Origin of the sequence: Rhizobium sp. UGM030330-04, assembly GCF_003208455.1 — a bacterium.
In the GTDB taxonomy this organism is placed as follows: domain Bacteria; phylum Pseudomonadota; class Alphaproteobacteria; order Rhizobiales; family Rhizobiaceae; genus Agrobacterium; species Agrobacterium rhizogenes_A.
This window is the reverse complement of sequence record NZ_QKML01000011.1, coordinates 17342-34232: the sequence shown is the minus strand read 5'-3', so window position 1 is coordinate 34232 and position 16891 is coordinate 17342. Positions and strand designations below refer to the sequence as shown.

Annotated in this window: 13 protein-coding genes; 7 read left to right on the top strand and 6 right to left on the bottom strand. The window is 60.7% G+C overall.

All coding sequences use genetic code 11. The annotated features are described in order from the left end of the window. On the top strand, positions 1-3153 hold the full coding sequence (locus N434_RS17150) for an efflux RND transporter permease subunit (protein ID WP_110759461.1): 3153 nt from the start codon (positions 1-3) through the stop codon (positions 3151-3153). 289 nt (positions 3154-3442) lie between these two features. Here N434_RS17150 and N434_RS17145 read toward each other — a convergent pair whose 3' ends face one another. Beyond that, positions 3443-3985, bottom strand: a complete 543-nt coding sequence (locus tag N434_RS17145; RefSeq protein ID WP_065116905.1) for an NUDIX hydrolase — start codon at positions 3983-3985, stop codon at positions 3443-3445. 113 nt (positions 3986-4098) lie between these two features. On the opposite strand from N434_RS17145, the gene N434_RS17140 reads away from it, so the two are divergent. Further along, a complete protein-coding gene (locus N434_RS17140) occupies positions 4099-4743 on the top strand; it encodes a DUF47 domain-containing protein (protein ID WP_065116906.1) in 645 nt (214 codons plus the stop codon). Next, positions 4743-5747, top strand: coding sequence for an inorganic phosphate transporter (locus N434_RS17135; protein WP_065116907.1), 1005 nt, complete (start codon positions 4743-4745; stop codon positions 5745-5747). The genes N434_RS17140 and N434_RS17135 overlap by 1 nt, the downstream gene beginning before the upstream one ends. A gap of 39 nt (positions 5748-5786) precedes the next feature. On the opposite strand, the gene N434_RS17130 is transcribed toward N434_RS17135, so the two are convergent. The 5 genes from N434_RS17130 to N434_RS17110 all read right to left on the bottom strand — a co-directional run bounded on the left by N434_RS17130 (position 5787) and on the right by N434_RS17110 (position 13177). Next, on the bottom strand, positions 5787-8129 hold the full coding sequence (locus N434_RS17130) for a bifunctional diguanylate cyclase/phosphodiesterase (RefSeq protein ID WP_110759460.1): 2343 nt from the start codon (positions 8127-8129) through the stop codon (positions 5787-5789). 192 nt (positions 8130-8321) lie between these two features. Next, entirely contained in the window at positions 8322-9425 is a 1104-nt protein-coding gene (locus N434_RS17125; RefSeq protein WP_110759673.1) for a hypothetical protein, read from the bottom strand. A 326-nt stretch (positions 9426-9751) separates the two neighbouring features. Then, on the bottom strand, positions 9752-11338 hold the full coding sequence (locus N434_RS17120) for an ABC transporter substrate-binding protein (protein WP_110759458.1): 1587 nt from the start codon (positions 11336-11338) through the stop codon (positions 9752-9754). Positions 11339-11415: 77 nt separating this feature from the next. Continuing rightward, positions 11416-12396: a mannonate dehydratase gene (locus N434_RS17115; RefSeq protein WP_065116910.1), complete on the bottom strand. Its 981-nt coding sequence runs from the start codon at positions 12394-12396 to the stop codon at positions 11416-11418. 67 nt (positions 12397-12463) lie between these two features. Continuing rightward, the gene (locus N434_RS17110) at positions 12464-13177 is read right to left on the bottom strand and encodes a FadR/GntR family transcriptional regulator (protein WP_077767880.1); all 714 of its coding nucleotides are present in this window, start codon (positions 13175-13177) and stop codon (positions 12464-12466) included. Between the two features lie 206 nt (positions 13178-13383). Between N434_RS17110 and N434_RS17105 the strand changes: the two genes are divergently transcribed. Genes N434_RS17105 through N434_RS17090 form a run of 4 tightly spaced genes read left to right on the top strand, consistent with a single transcriptional unit; the run spans position 13384 to position 16874 of the window. Then, positions 13384-14412: an ABC transporter permease gene (locus tag N434_RS17105; RefSeq protein ID WP_065116911.1), complete on the top strand. Its 1029-nt coding sequence runs from the start codon at positions 13384-13386 to the stop codon at positions 14410-14412. Continuing rightward, a complete protein-coding gene (locus N434_RS17100) occupies positions 14409-15308 on the top strand; it encodes an ABC transporter permease (RefSeq protein WP_065116912.1) in 900 nt (299 codons plus the stop codon). The genes N434_RS17105 and N434_RS17100 overlap by 4 nt, the downstream gene beginning before the upstream one ends. Continuing rightward, positions 15295-16140, top strand: coding sequence for an ABC transporter ATP-binding protein (locus N434_RS17095; RefSeq protein ID WP_110759456.1), 846 nt, complete (start codon positions 15295-15297; stop codon positions 16138-16140). Before N434_RS17100 ends, N434_RS17095 begins: the two co-directional genes overlap by 14 nt. After that, positions 16137-16874, top strand: coding sequence for an ABC transporter ATP-binding protein (locus N434_RS17090; protein ID WP_110759454.1), 738 nt, complete (start codon positions 16137-16139; stop codon positions 16872-16874). The genes N434_RS17095 and N434_RS17090 overlap by 4 nt, the downstream gene beginning before the upstream one ends. Positions 16875-16891 lie beyond the last annotated feature (17 nt).

Here is a 16891-nt window from a genome sequence, read left to right as displayed (position 1 = left end):
ATGTTCCTGACCCGCATATCCGTTTCCCATCCCGTCTTCGCCACCATGATGATGGTGGCGCTTCTTGTCATGGGCATGTTTTCGCTGCAGCGTCTGGGGCTTGATCAATATCCCAATGTCGACGTGCCCGTCGTGGTGGTGGTCACCACCTATCCCGGCGCGACGCCGGAGACCGTGGAAACCGAAGTGACACGCCCGGTCGAGGATGCGCTGAACGCCATCGGCGGACTGGATGAGATCACCTCGACCTCCTACGAAGGGCGCTCGGTGGTCGTCGTGAAGTTCAAGCTCGAGGTCCAGGCTGCGGCCGCAGCGCAGGAGGTGCGCGACAAGGTCGCCGCAATCGAGACGAATTTGCCGGAAGAGGCCAAGAAACCGGCCGTCTCCCGCTTCGACCCCGCGGCTGAACCGATCCTGTCGCTGGCAATCAGTTCACCGTCGCTGGATGTGCCGGCGCTCACCGCCCTTGCCGATCAGAAGGTGGTGCGCCAGCTGACCACGGTTGCGGGTGTCGGACAGGCAACCCTGGTCGGCGGCCGCAAGCGGCAGATCGACGTTGCGATAGACGAGACGCGCATGCGCGCGCTCGGGGTGGGCATCAACGAGGTGGTGAACGCGCTGCGCACCGGCAATGGCGACAGCCCGGCCGGCAGCATCGTCGATACCGTATCCGAACGAACCATCCAGGTTCAGGGCCGCATCAGGGAGCCGCAGGCGCTGCTGGACATGGTGGTGGCGAGGCGAGGAGGTGTGGCAATCCCGCTTCGTGACGTCGCCACGGTTTCCGAAGGCGCAGCCGATGCCGAAAACCGCGCGCTTTATAATGGCCGCACAGCCCTTGCGATCGACATCGTCAAGGTTCAGGACGCCAATACCGTGCAGGTGGTCACGGATGTGAGGAACCGCCTCGATGAACTCAATGCCGAGCTTGCCCCGCACAATGTGCAATTGCGCATTGTCACGGATACCTCCACGCCCATCCGCGAATCCGTCGATCAGGTGCAGATGACATTGATCGAAGGGGCGGCGCTCGCCATCGCCATCGTCTTCCTGTTCCTGAACTCCTGGCGCAGCACCGTCATCACCGGGCTGACACTGCCAATCGCGATCATCGGCACACTCGTCGTCATCGATTTTCTCGGTTTCACCCTCAATACCCTCAGCCTCCTGGCTCTCACCCTCTCCATCGGCATTCTGGTGGATGACGCGATCGTCGTTAGGGAAAACATCACCCGGCATCTGCATATGGGCAAATCCCATATCCGCGCCGCACTCGACGGCACCAACGAAATCGGGCTCGCGGTGGTCGCGACCACCGCCACCATCGTCGCGGTCTTCCTGCCGGTCGCTTTCATGGACGGCATTGTCGGCCGGTTCTTCTACGAGTTCGGCGTGACGGTCTCAGCGGCGGTACTGATCTCCCTCTTCGTTGCCTTCACCCTTGACCCGATGCTTTCGAGCGTCTGGTACGATCCGGATACACATCCGGACACAAAACGCGGCCCGGTCGGGCGGCTGGTCGCCCGTTTCGATCGCGGCTTCGAATGGCTGGCCGAGCGGTATCGACGTCTGATCGGCTGGACATTGCGCCACCGCCTCGCCACCCTGCTCACCACATCAGGCATCTTCATCGGCAGCCTGTTCATGGTGCCGCTGGTCGGCGTGGAATTCGTGCCTGATACCGATGAGGGCCGTTTCCAGGTCACCGTCACGGCGCCGGCGGGCTCTTCCCTGGACTACACGACGGCGAAGGTGCGACAGGTCGAAAACGCACTGAGGGAGTTTCCCGAGGTCGAGACGCTTTATTCCACCATCAACACCGGCGGGGCGGCGGGCAAACAGCGCGGCGCGGTACTGGTCGGGCTGGTGCCGCTGGCAGCGCGCACGCAAACACCCGCCACGCTGGCCGAACCGGTCCGCAAGCGCCTTTCGGCCATACCGGGCATAGAGGTCGCGATCCTTCAGAACGGTCTTGGCGGCGGCGAAAGCCCGGTGCAGATCAGCATCCTCGGCGACGACCGCGCCGTTCTCGAAAAAATCGCCGCCGGTCTGGTGGACGACATGAAAAAAATCCCCGGCCTCGTGGATGTGAATTCCAGCGCCCGCAACGTCACATCGGTGCTTTCCGTGCGCCTGAAACGTCAGGCGGCGAGCGATCTCGGCATATCCCGCTCCGATCTCGCCACCGCACTCTCTCCCCTCATCGGCGGCGAGGATGTGTCGACATGGACGGATACGGACGGCAACAGCCACGATATCGTGGTGCGCCTGCCCGGCGAACGGCGTTCCGACGCCACAAGACTGGGCGAGCTGATGATCGCAACCGGCCGCAACGCATCGAATGGCGCACCTGAGATGGTGCATCTCGATCAGGTCGCGGAGATCGGCACCGTGCCGGCGCCCGCCGAGATCCGCCGCATCGACAATCGCCGCGAAGTGCTGGTTTCGGCCAATATTGCCGGCCGCTCGCTCGGCGAAGTGATGGAGACCGTGCGAAACCTGACGGCCGCCCGCGACCTGCCCGACGGTTACCGCATCCGCTTCGGCGGCGAGGCCGAGACCATGCAGGAGACCATCGGCCACATGGTCAAGGCGCTCATCATGGCGGTTATCTTCATCTATATCGTGCTTGCCTCGCAATTCGGCAGCTTCCTGCAGCCGCTCGCCATCATGGCCTCGCTGCCGCTCTCGCTGGCCGGCGTCCTTCTGGGCCTGATGGTGGCCGGCAGCACGATCAACATGTTCTCGCTGATCGGCTTCATCATGCTGATGGGCCTCGTGACCAAGAACGGCATATTGCTGGTGGATTTCGCCAACCGCGAGAGGAAGCGCGGGCTTTCCCTCAACGAGGCTCTGGCGAACGCCGGCGTCATCCGCTTCCGGCCGATCATCATGACGACGCTTGCGATGATCTTCGGCATGATCCCGCTCGGGCTCGCAATCGGCGGCGGCGGCGCTCAGCGCGCGCCAATGGCGCATGCGGTGGTCGGCGGCCTCATCAGCTCCACCCTCCTCACCCTGATCGTCGTGCCGACCATCCTCTCCTATATCGACAGCATCGTCAGGCGTTTTGCCCACCTGATGCCGAAAGCGCCTGACGATGCGGAGAAAGCGGAGCACCCGGCCCACCCCGGTGAGGTGCAAGCCGGGTGAAGACACCCGCGTTTTGCATGGAATCCGGCCTTTGACGGAAGAAGCGGCAAGGCTTTTCCCGTCAAAGGTGGCGAAGGCTGTCACCGAAGCAGAAGGATGGTGACCGGCCCGGCCAGAAGCACGGCGAAAACGATAATGGGATGAATGTAACGGGCAAGAAGCCGCAGGGCGGCACGACATAAACGCATAATACACCTGACGAAACGCATCCGGTGAAACTGGGCATGTCGTATTGCCCCGGCATTACAGCGTCAGGTCCGGGCGCCGCTCACGGGAACAGGGCAGCCCGTTACGCCCCCTCGCCCGTCCGGCCTTTCCTTTTGCCCCTGGGCCTGAAATCGACCAGCAGCGATTTCAGTTCGATATCGCGGACCCGCCTTGCCGCCTCATCCGGACGCACCCATTCCAGCAGGCGCTCACCACGCTCCTTGAAACTCGTTTCCGCGCCCGTCACCTCGATCTGGAACACATCGACGACGCAGGGAACGACATCGCCATTGTCGAGCATCTTCAGATAGGTATAGCGGCCAACCGCTTCCTTTCTTACCCGGCCGCGCACGCCGGCCTCCTCCCACGCCTCGATCGCCGCCGCCTCATGCGGTTTCTTGCGCTTCATCGGCCAGCCGCGCGGAATGATCCAGCGCCTGCTGGTGCGCGAGGTGACAAGCAGGATTTCAACATCGTCCCCGTTGCCACCATAGCGAAAACACAAGGCGGCATATTGCTGCCGGAAAGCGCCGGTGAACAGCTTTTCGGGAACGGCAGCGAGTTGCTGAAGTAATGTCAGGGCGCGCGCCGGACGGGCTTTCCGGCTTTTTTTGGAGGATTTCATATCCGTTGATAGTGCTGATTTTCCGGGTTGCATCAATGCCCCGCCTGCATTTATGACAGTTTTATGACAATTACCCCCCACAACATAAATAGCGCCATTGAGGGCCAATTCGCATGATGAGCATTTTCCGCAAGCTGATGCCGCGCGAGGACCGTTTTTTCGACCTGTTTAGCCAACATTCGGAAACGGTCGTTAAAGCGGCTGCAGCTCTGGACCACCTCTTGAGCGGCATCGACGTCGAGAGAAACTGCGACCTTATCGTTTCCCTCGAAGACCAGGCGGACGGCATTACCCGCGACGTGCTGCTTGCGGTGCGACGCAGTTTCATAACGCCCTTCGACCGTGGCGATATCAAGGACCTCATCCAGTCCATGGATGACGCCATCGACATGATGCACAAGACGGTAAAGACCATCCGCCTCTTCGAACAGAGCGAATTCGACCCGTTGATGAAAGAGATGGGTCACGAGATCGTGCGTGCGGCAAACCTGATTGCCGAAGCCATTCCGCTTCTCGAAAAGGTGGGCACCAACGCGCAGCGCCTGTCGGCGATTGCCGAAGAGGTCACCCGCGTCGAAGGCCGCTCCGACGATCTGCACGATCAGGGACTGAAGGACCTTTTCCGCCGCCACGGTGCGGCCGGTGACGCCATGGCCTATATGATCGGCAGCGAGATCTACGGCGAACTCGAAAAGGTCGTCGACCGATTCGAGGATGTGGCCAACGAAATCAGCGGCATCGTTATCGAGAACGTCTGATGGATGTCGCGCTTGCCCTGCCGCTGCTTGTCGGCCTCATCGCCATCGCGCTGTTCTTCGATTTCCTGAACGGTCTCCACGACGCCGCAAATTCCATCGCCACCATCGTGTCCACCCGTGTGCTGCGCCCGCAATATGCGGTTGCCTGGGCGGCCTTCTTCAACTTCATCGCCTTCCTGTTCTTCGGCCTGCATGTGGCGGAAACGCTCGGCACCGGCATCATCGATCCGGCCATCGTGTCGCCGCAGGTCATCTTCGCGGCGCTGATGGGTGCGATCGTCTGGAACATCGTCACCTGGATTTTCGGCATTCCCTCAAGCTCGTCGCACGCGCTGATCGGCGGCCTCGTCGGCGCCGGACTGGCGAGAGTGGGCTTCGATTCCATCGTCTGGTCGGGCCTGCTGAAAACTGTCGGGGCAATCTTCATGTCACCGGCAATCGGCTTCTTCCTTGCCCTGCTTCTGGTACTCGCCGTATCCTGGCTGTTCGTGCGGCAGACACCCTTTGCGGTGGACCGCACCTTCCGCGTCATGCAGTTCATCTCCGCTTCGCTTTATTCGCTCGGGCATGGCGGCAACGACGCGCAGAAGACCATGGGCATCATCGCCGTGCTGCTGTTCAGCCAGGGGCATCTGGGCGAGAGCTTCTACGTGCCTTTCTGGGTGGTGATTTCCTGCCAGTCGGCCATGGCGCTCGGCACGCTGTTCGGCGGCTGGCGCATCGTGCATACCATGGGCTCCAAGATCACCCGGCTGAACCCGATGCAGGGCTTCTGCGCCGAAACCGGCGGCGCGCTGACATTGTTCGGCGCGACATGGCTCGGAATTCCGGTCTCCACCACCCACACGATCACCGGCGCCATCGTCGGCGTGGGGGCTGCCCGCCGCGTCTCCGCGGTGCGCTGGGGGCTTGCGGGCAACATCGTCATCGCCTGGATCGTGACCATGCCGGCGGCGGCGCTGATCTCCGCCGCCGTTTACGGACTGACATCGCTGTTCGGCTGACAGGTTTCCTCCACCCGAACGCCGTTCCCCTGTATCGCGTCAAACGGAATATTTCTTGCGCGTGGTGGTGCCCGCCGCCTCGGCAGGCGCCACATCCGGCTTGCCGAAGAGGTAACCCTGCGCCTGCGCGCATCCTTCATCGACAACCATGCGATATTGCGCATCGGTTTCGATCCCCTCCGCCGTCACCGGCAGGTCGAGGCTCCGGCCAAGACCGATCACGGCACGCACGATGGCGCGAGCGTTGTCGTCGTCGCTCATGGCGGCGATGAAGCTGCGGTCGATCTTTATCTTGTCGAAGGGGAAACTCTGGAGATTGCTGAGGGAAGAATAACCCGTGCCGAAATCGTCCATGACAATGGCGACACCCAGCGCCTTCAGCTGGTTGAGGATGATGAGCGTCGCCTTGCGATCCTTGAGAAGGGCGGCTTCGGTGATTTCCAGTTCCAGCCGGCCGGGCGAAAGGCCCGTCTGCATGAGGACGGTGCAGACGACATGGCCGAGATTGGCCAGGGAAAACTGCAATGGCGAGACGTTGACCGCGATTTTCAGATGCGGCGCCCAGGTGCTTGCCTGACGGCAGGCCTCGCGCAGCACCCATTCGCCGAGCGAGATGATGATCCCGCTTTCCTCGGCGATGGGGATGAAGATATCCGGCGAGACGACGCCCCGCGTCGGGTGCTGCCAGCGCACCAGCGCCTCGTAACCGACGACCTGGCCACATTCGACGGACAGAACCGGCTGGTAGTTCAAAAGCAGCTCGTTGCGATTGATGGCGAGCCGCAGATCCGTCTCGAGCTGGCGGCGCTCACGCGCCTCCTGGTCCATCAGCGGATCATAGAAGGCCAATATGCCACGCCCGCCCACCTTGGCGCGGTAAAGCGCCAGATCGGCGGCATGCATGATGCTTTCGTCATCCTGACCGTCACGCGGGAAAACCGCAATGCCGATGCTGACGCCGACGGAGGTCGGATCATTGGCGACATTCATTTTCAGGGCGAACATGCCAAGAATGGTCTCGGCAAGCAGCCGTGCTTCCTCCGCCTTCGTATGCCGGGCCGTCAGTATGACGAATTCATCGCCACCGAGACGCGCGACCACATCGCCCGCCCTTGCGCATTCATGCAGAATACCGGCGACTTTTTTCAGGACCCGGTCGCCCTCGGCATGGCCGAATATGTCGTTGACCGCCTTGAACCGGTCGAGATCGAGCGCCAGCAGCGCAAATTCGTCCTCCTCGCCGCAATTGTCGATCTGCTGGCGAAGACGCGTCTGAAACATGGTGCGGTTCGCAAGCCCCGTCAGCATATCGTGACGCGCGAGATATTCGATTTCCCGCTGTGCCTCACGCTTTTCGGTCAGGTCGCGAATGGCCATCACCTCGCAGGGGCGGCCACGATATTCGATGGTGCGCACGGCAAGCTCGAACACCTGCGGCCGGTCGGCCCGCTCACGGATCGCCTCCACCGGCGTAGGGCGCGGCAGATAGGCGGGCTGCCCGTCGGCAGCCTTGAAGAGATCATCGGGATTTTTCCCGATGAGGAATATCTCGTCATTGCCGAGAAGTCCGGCAAAGCGGGTGTTCAGTTCGACGATACGGCCATCGCGCACGACGGCAAGGCCATCCAGCGTCGCATCGACAAGGCCTTTCAGATCGACAAGGTAACGATCCACCAGAGCCGCGGTGGCGGTGGCGCAGAGGATAAGGAAGGTCACGCCGGAAACGGCGCCAATCATGATCAGTCGGGCAAGGCTGTCGGGATCAGGACCGGAAACGGACGGATCGGGCGACAGGACCGTGGCAGAAACGGTGGTGAAATGCAGCGCGCAGATCGCAAGGATCGAAGAAGCGGCCGGAATGACGATGCGCTGTTTCCAGTTACCCGGACGCCGGAACAGGAAAAACGCCAGAAGAAAGAACACCCAGGTAACGGCAAAACCACCCATCACCGGCCCCCAGCGATAGCTGATGGTGGCGGCGACATCCATTCCCGCCATGCCGACAAAATGCATGACGGCGACGGACACCGTGACCAGCGTGCCCACGATGACGGGGCTGTGGGCCGCCAGCGAGCGGACCCTGAGCGCCAGCCAGAAACCCAGAACCGGAAGAACCGCCGAAAGAGCCGTGAAGGAAAAATCAAACCCGATGGGAACCGGGCCCTTGTAAGCGAGCATGGCGACGAAATGCGTGGCCCAGACGCTGAGGCCGGCGGCGAAGGCGGCGATCAGCACCCAATAGGGCTTGCGACCGGCCGGGCTTTCTTCCGCGCGCAACAACAGGTGAAAAAAGGCGAGCATGCCCAGCAGGCAGATCAATGCCGCAAGAAGCACGATCGCATGATCGTGCTGGACGGCGACGCATTCCAAAACCGTGAACATGGTGCACTCTCCCAGCCTCTGAAGAACCGCTCACGATCGCACTATGGAAGTGGTTTATTTATAAATCTCTAATGCAACTATTGATAAATGTCTCCATCTGCGCGGCACGGCAGGGGGAAAAGCCCGAGGGCCGACGCGACAGGCTGCAGGGCTTTGCGCGTCGGCCTTGACCGGGGTTTATAGGGCAGGCCCTTATTTCCAGCTTCGATAGTCGGCAGCGGTGCATCCGAAGGGCGCCGGGCCATCGGAGAAACGCTCCTGCAGACGGGCGCATCCCCACTCGTTGAGCGCTGCCGGCAGCATGTTGTTGATGTCCATTCCCGGCGAGTTGAATTGCGACGGAGCGCTTGTGACATACCATAGCCAGTAACCGAAGACGGCGACGACTATGAGAACCACGATTGCGACGAAAATTCCCAGTCTGCGCAGGAGGCCTGGCCCCTTCCTTGTCGCCGCGTCCACGCTGGAGGCGCCTTCCTGTGCCTGATCCGCAACCATTGGTGCAATCGATGCGAGAGCCTGCGCCCTTTCCTGCTCCGACAGGTCAATCCGTTGCAGCTGGTCGTCGAGCAGGACAGGCAGCGCGGTTTTGCCATGCCAGACCGCCAGCGCGACATCGTGTTTTCCGGTGTGGCCAACGACGACGGGAATGCGGCCCCTTTCCAGATGAGTGAAGGACTGCCGCTTGGTCTTGCCCTCCCTCACCGTATCGGCATAGGTCACGAAAAGGCGGCTGCGCTTTTCAGCCACCGCCGTCAGCGCAACCGGAATAACCGTCAAAGGTGCGGGCTGCCGCAGCTGCAGACGAACCCTGACGACCCGGATAAGCGCAAACAGCATTGCAAGACTGCCGAAACCAAGCAGGGCAACGAACACACCGAGCGTGATGATACGGTTCCAGAGCATATCGAGGCCGAGGGAGATCGTCGCGAGTTCCGGGTTCCTGGCGGAAATCACCAGTCCGGTTTCGTAGTCACCGGAATGGAAGTCGACGAACATCACCTCGACATCCTTCTTGTAGCTCTCGCCGGCATGTTCATAGGAAAGATCCGCCTCGCAAGTCGTGAAGATCGCCTTGCGCGTCTTGCAGCTACCGGTGATATCGCCGCTTTCGATCTCCAGCGGATCTTTACTGATCTGATAATCGCGCAATATGCCCGGACCTTCGGCCACGAGCATGACGGCCAGGATCGCCACAAGCACCGGAATGGAGAAATAATAGGCCGCCGGCACCGAAATGACGCCACGTTTGAGGCTGAGCGGCCGCGACGGAAGTTTTATCTGTGCAAGGTTCATGATCGCCAACGCATCTTTCGGGATGTTGGTGAGCGGAGTCTGCGACTCTCGCCCAGCGGAAAGGATAGTCAGCGGACGGTCTAATCCGATGAAGTCCTTGAGAAAACCCCTGAAATCTTGGGATGACGACGATAATCGCCTGCTGCGAAAGGGTTTGTGGACCCGGAAAATGCCGGAGGAATAACAAGGCGGATACCGCCAGGGTTTTCGACACGCAAAAATCGCGTGAAAAACAAAGACATATCCTAAGGTGTCGGGATATGGCCGCCAATAAAAACGGGCGGTAAAACCGCCCGTCACAGGTTTTCAGAGGCTGTGGTTTGCCATTAGTCCTTCGTGACCTTTTCCAGCCGGGTCGTCTGGCTGGGATGGCCGACATAATCCTTCACGCGCGCATTCAGCACGATCGGCTCGAATCTCTCGAACATCGGCAGCACCGCCGGCTTCTGGGCGACGAACATTTCCTGCATCTGGGTATAGATTTCCCCGCGCTTCCTGGCATCCGGCTCCAGCGAAGCCTTTGCCGTCAGGGCGGTCAGTTCAGGAATGTCCCAGGCCGAGCGCCAGACGAAATTGCCGGCATTGTTGGCTGCCAGCGAATTGTCGGGGTTGCTGGAGAACTGCTCCATCGAGCCCAGCACATTCGGCATATAAGCGCCGGTCTGCGGAATGAGCAGATCGAAATCACGCGCGCGGTGGGCGGCAATCACGTCCGAACCGTTACCCTGCTGGATATTGACCTTGATGCCGATCTGGCTGAGCGACGCCTGGATCGCGGTGGCGAGATCGATGCGCGGCGTCTGCGCAATCGTCTTCAGATTGAGCGTAAAACCGTTCTCATAACCGGCTTCCTTGAGGAGAGCCTTCGCCTTCTCCACATCAAGCTTCCAGTCCGGGCTCGGAATGGCGTATTCGAAGTTTTCCGGCACCGGCACCGTACGCGCCCGGCCGTAAGGACCCATGATGGTCTTTTCCATGCCCTTGTAGTCGATGCCATAGGCAATCGCCTCGCGGACCTTGGGGTTGGACAAAGGCTCCTTACCGGCATTCATGGACAGGACGTAGAAGCCGCCCGTCGGCACCCGCTGGATCTGGAAACCTTCCTTGTTGTTGAAGGTCGCAAGGTCGGCCGCCGTCAGCGCGCTGGCGATGTCGATGTCGCCACGCTCCAGCATCAGGCGCTCCACCTGGCTTTCCGGCACATGCCGCACGATGACGCGGCGCATTTTCGGACTGCCGGCCACGTAATTCTTGTTTGCCTCGAGAATGATGATCTCATTGGGCGACCAGCGATTGAGCGTAAAGGGACCGGAACCGGCGGAATTGGTTCTCAGCCAGCCATTGCCCCAGTCGTCATTGGTTTCATGCGACTTCAGCTCCTTGCTGTCGACGACGCTGGCAATGACCATGGCCAGACGATAAAGCAGCAGCTCGGACGTCGTTTCACCGGAAAGCTCGATGCGCACCGTTTTTTCATCCGGCGCGCTCACCAGCTTGTCGACATTGTCGGCATTATAGCCAACGCGCTTGAGGTTGGCTGCGGCCGCCTGGTTCATCTTCAACAGCCGGCCGAGCGAATAAACGACATCTGCCGAGGTTACCGGATTGCCCGAGGCGAAATTGGCCTCGCGCAGATGGAAGGTGATGCCCTTGTCATCTATCTCCCAGCGCTCGGCAAGCTGCGGTGAAACCTTGCCCGAACCATCGACCGAAATCAGGCGGTCATAGAGGTTGGACATGATTTCGTTGGCTTTTCCTTCGGTGGCCTGATGCGGGTCAAGCGACAGCACCTGGGCCAGCGAAGTTCCGATAACGAGCTGGTCGTTGGGTGTCTTGGCCAGGGCCGGCGCGGCCTGCACCAGCATGGCCCCAAGGGCCGTGGTGAATGCGAGACGGATCAATGATTTTCTCATACCTGCTCCTCCTACAGATCGGTAATTCATGTTTGGGAAAAAGCCGCGACGCAGCGGGGCGTCGCAGGCCGGAATGGTCAAAGATGTTTGTTATCAAGCGCTTCGATCAAGGCGGCGATGTAGCCGTAGCAGAAGGCGAAAGCCACACCGACGGCATCGCGCCCGGCAATCGTCGGCACATGGTCGGGCATGATCATGTAGCGATAGCCGAGTTCGTGATAAAGCTTCAGCGACCGCACCATGTCCATGTCGCCCTCATCGGGGAAAGTCTCCATGAAGGAGAGTTTGCCGCCGCTGATATTGCGGAAATGGACGTTGAAGATCTTGTCGCGGCTGCCGAACCAGCGGATGATGTCATCGATCTCCTCGCGCGGATTATCGAGCATCTCGCCGATCGAGCCCTGGCAGAAATTCAGGCCGTGATAGGGGTTTTCGCGCATCTGCACGAATTTCTTCAATCCCTCGACAGTGCCGAGCACACGCGTGACACCCTTGTAACCCGGCGGGGTGTAGGGATCATGAGGGTGGCAGGCGAGACGCACCTTGTTGCTTGCTGCAACCGGCACGACGCGTTCGAGGAAATAGTCGATGCGCTCCCAGTTCTCGTCTTCGGACAGAACGCCGGCGAGACCCGGAGCGGCGTCATGATCGGCCTTGTCCCAGCGCCATGCCTCATTGAGCGAGCCACCGCGTCCCCGTTCCATCTCGGTGCGTGGAATGCCGATGAGGTTGAGATTGTATTTCGCCGCGGGAATACCGGCCCGGGCGATATTTTCGATCATCGTGCAGACGGCATCGATCTGCCGGTCACGCTCAGGGCCCGCAAGCAGGATATCGGGATACGACGCCTGTTCGATGGGGCGGGACGGCAGCGGCAGCTGCACCATGTCGAGGACAAGGCCAAAGCTCTCGACCTTGTCGCGGTGGCGCTCGAAGTCCTCAAAAGTCCAGCTCTCGGGCTTTCCGGGCGGATCAGCATTGATATTCTTGACGCCGAGCTGCGCCCAAACCTTAAAATCCTCGTCATCGCGCGCAGCAACCTGGGTGCCGACATACATCGATTCTCTCCTCTCTCCATGCAAGTCATCATATGACATCGCATGAAATAAGATGAGTGTCGAGATGCTATTGCGCTTCTGAAAGCAACCTGTATCGACGCTGGCTGGCGAGCATATGTTCGCGCATGGCTTTTCGCGCCGCATCGGGATCCTGCTCGACGATGGCGCGCAGGATTGCCTCGTGCTCGGCCTGCACTTTGCGAAGATAATTCGCGTCTCCGGTTTCCGGCAGTGTCGGGAACTGCCCGCGCGGTATCGAGCGCGAACCGAACTGGCGCAGAGCCTCCAGATAAAAGCGGTTATTCGTGGCGATCGCAATGGCCGTGTGAAACTCGTAATCGGCATCGACGGTGGTCTCACCCGCATCGATGGCGCGGGCCATTTTCCGGTGCGCCGCAGAGATTGCAGCCTCCTGCTGGGCTGTGCGGCGATAGGCGGCGATTGCCGCCGCCTCACCTTCCGTCGCAAGCCGGAACTCCAGCATCTCTAGCGTTTCCGCAATGGTGCCGACTTCGGATTGCGTCAGTTTTACGCCGGCCCATTCGCTGGTATTGCTGACGAAAACCCCCTTGCCCTGGATGGGAACGACATAGCCGGCGGAACGCAAATCCGCGATCGCCTCACGAACCACGGTACGGCTGACGCCGTAGCTGCGTTCAAGCTCCGGTTCGGTGGGAAGTTGATCACCGTTTTTCAGTTTTCCACTGCGAATTTCTGCGCTGAGATTATCGATGATCTGTTGCGCCCGTCTCTCCCGCGGCCTCGCCCTGTCGCCCATCATGCCACTCTTCCCTCTTGCAGAATACGAATCCCTTCGCTACTCATATGATGACATGGCAGCACGTCATATGTTTTCATGTTAGCTCAGGGAGGAGTTGGGATGAAGTACCATCAAGAGTTTTTGCAATGGAGAATTGCGCGTCTTCGGCGAGCGGCTTGCAAAGGCACCTCCATTGACGGCCTTCTTAAAGGGAAGTGCGACCAGCAATGACGGAAATCTCTTTGCGCGGGCTTGGACATCGTTTTCTGCAACTGATCGTCAGCCTCTTCATCCTGCTCTGCATCACCTTCATCATCGGCCGGGTGATGCCGACCGATCCGGTCGGAGCGATCGTCGGCGAGCTTGCCGATCCCAAAGCCTATGAGGCCATGAGGGCGCGGCTCGGTCTCGATCTGCCGCTTTACCAGCAGTTCTTCATCTATCTGCGTGGCCTGCTGCATGGCGATTTCGGCATCGCAATCCTGACCGGAAATCCGGTGACCCGGGATCTGGCGCAGGCATTTCCGGCCACATTCGAACTCGCAACGCTTGCGATCATCATCTCCACCATCGTCGGCGTGCCGCTCGGCCTTGCCGCCGCGCTCTTCCGCGACACCTTCATCGACAAGTTCGCACGCGTTTTTGCACTCGTGGGGCATTCGATACCTGTCTTCTGGTTCGGCATCGTCGGCCTTGTGATTTTTTACGCCAGTTTCAATCTCGTCGGAGGACCCGGCCGTGTCGATGTTTTCTACGAAGGGCTCGTAGAGCCGAAGACAGGATTGATGCTGGTCGACAGCCTTCTTGCGGGCGAGACCGAAATCTTCTGGAACGCGCTCTCGCACATCATCCTGCCGGCCATCATCCTTGCCTATATGGCCATGGCCTATATCACCCGCATGACACGCGCCTTCACCCTTGAACAGCTCAGCCAGGACTACGTGATCGCCGCGCGCGCGAAGGGTGTCAGCCCGGCGCGCACGATAACCCGGCATGTATTGCCCAACATCGCCGTGCAGCTCATCACCGTTCTGGCCATCTCCTATGGCAACCTGCTGGAAGGCGCCGTGGTCACCGAGATCGTGTTTTCCTGGCCGGGTATCGGCCAATATATGACGAACGCGCTGCTTATCGGCGACATGAATGCCATCCTTGCCGCCACCATCGTCATCGGCTTCATCTTCATGCTGCTCAATTTCCTCGCCGATCTGGCCTATACCACGCTCGATCCTCGCACACGGGAGGTCGCACGATGACCGATATCACGCATGACAATGCCGCTCGCGGCCGCAGCGCCCTGTCGCGCATATCGACCACCACGGCACGGACACTGCGAAAGCTCGGCGACGAACCGCTTGGAATGTTCGGATTTGCCATTCTCGCCATCCTGGTTCTGGTGGCTATTTTCGCACCTCTCATCGCCCCCTTCGACCCCGCCCAACAGGCTCTCGAAAACGCGCTTCAGCCTCCCAGCTGGGCTCATCTGGCCGGCACGGACGAATTCGGCCGGGATATTTTCAGCCGGCTGGTTTATGGCACCCGCATCACCATCCAGACGGTGCTGTCGGTCTCGGTCATTGTCGGTCCCATCGGCCTTGCCATTGGCGTCATGGCCGGTTTCTTCGGCGGGCGAACCGATGCCATCCTGATGCGTGCGACCGATATCGTCCTGTCCTTTCCCTCGCTCGTACTGGCATTGGCCTTCGCGGCCGCCATGGGCGCCGGTCTCGGCACGGCAATCATCGCCATCTCATTGACGGCCTGGCCGCCCATTGCGCGTCTTGCCCGCGCGGAGGCCCTTGTCGTGCGTAATACCGATTACGTTGCCGCCGCACGCCTTTACGGGGCATCGCCATTGCGCATCCTGTTCCTGTATATCGCGCCGATGTGCATTCCCTCGGTTATCGTCCGGCTGACGCTGAACATGGCCGGCATCATCCTGACAGCCGCGTCGCTCGGCTTCCTTGGTCTCGGGGCGCAGCCGCCATTGCCGGAATGGGGAGCGATGATCTCCAGCGGCCGCAAATTCATGCTCGATTACTGGTGGGTCGCCGTCATGCCCGGCATCGCCATCCTGCTGACGAGCCTTGCCTTCAACATCGCCGGCGATACGCTGCGCGACCTCTTGGATCCGCGCCATGCCCGCTCCTGACAGTTCCCCCATTCTTTCGGTTCGCGACCTCAATGTCCGCTTCGGCCGCAACACCATTCCGGCTGTCTCCAACGTCAATTTCGACGTCGGCCGGGAAAGGGTCGGCATCGTCGGTGAATCCGGCTCCGGAAAATCCACCACCGGCCGGGCCGCCATGCGGCTCCTGCCGAAAAGCGCCACGGTGACGGCGGAGCGGATGGATTTCCTGTCCGAACCGTTGCTCGACAAATCCGAACGGCAGATGGGCGCGATCCGCGGCAGCGAGATGGCGCTGATCATGCAGGACCCGCGTTATTCGCTGAACCCGGTGCTGCCGATCGGAAAACAGGTGGCGGAGGCGGCCGAACTGCATCTGGCACTGACCGGCAAGGCGGCCAGAGGCGCCGCACGCGACATGTTGCTGCGCGTCCGCATCAATGATCCCGACCGCGTGATGGGGCTCTATCCTCACCAGATTTCAGGCGGCATGGGACAGCGTGTGATGATTGCGATGATGCTGCTCGCAAAGCCGAAGCTCGTTATCGCCGACGAACCGACATCCGCGCTCGACGTCAGCGTCCGCAAGGATGTCCTGCTGCTGCTGGACGAGATGGTGCGGGAGAATAATTCCGGCCTGATCCTCATCAGCCATGATATCCGCATGGTCGCAGCCTTCTGCGAGCGCGTGCTGGTCATGTATGGCGGGCGCGTCGTGGAAACGCTGACGAAGCTCGAGGATGCGCAACACCCCTATACGCGCGGCCTGATCGCGGCGATGCCCGATCCCCGCAATCCGGTGCGGCGTCTCAAGGTGCTGGATCGTCAGGCAATCGATGCGGAGATGATGCGATGATCACGGTAGACAAGCTCGACGTCGTCTACGGCGCAAAGGAAAACCGCAATCACGTCGTGCGCGGCGTCAGCCTGCGGGTCAATAAAGGCGAGACGCTCGGCATTGTCGGCGAGAGCGGTTGTGGCAAGTCGACCTTGCTGCGGTCGCTGGCGGGGCTGGAGGCCGGTTGGACCGGCTCGATCAGCTTTGACGGCAAACCGGTCGGCAAGGTGCGCAACCGCGAGGAACTGAAGCTGGCGCAAATGGTGTTTCAGGACCCTTACGGCTCCCTGCATCCGCGCCACCGCATCGGCCGGGCGCTTGCCGAACCGATCCGCGCCATGGGACTTGGCGACGGCTGGTCGAAAGTCGCCTCTGCCCTGCAACAGGTCGGCTTGCCGGCACATTTCGCCGAGCGCTTCCCGCATGAACTGTCCGGCGGCCAGCGCCAGCGCGTGGCAATCGCCCGCGCCCTGATCCTCGAGCCGCCGATCCTGCTGCTCGACGAGCCGACATCGGCGCTCGACGTCTCCATTCAGGCGGAAATCCTGAACCTGCTTGCGGACCAGCGTGACGAACGCAACCTGACCTTCGTTCTCGTCAGCCACGACCTCGCGGTGATCGCCCATATGTGCGATCGTGTGCTGGTCATGCAAAACGGCGTTTTTGTCGATGAACTGACCAAGGCCGATCTTGAGGCGGGCATTACCCATGCGGCCTATTCAGGCGAACTGTTCGAAAGCAGCTTTCTGTAAGGCCCCGTCGACAACCA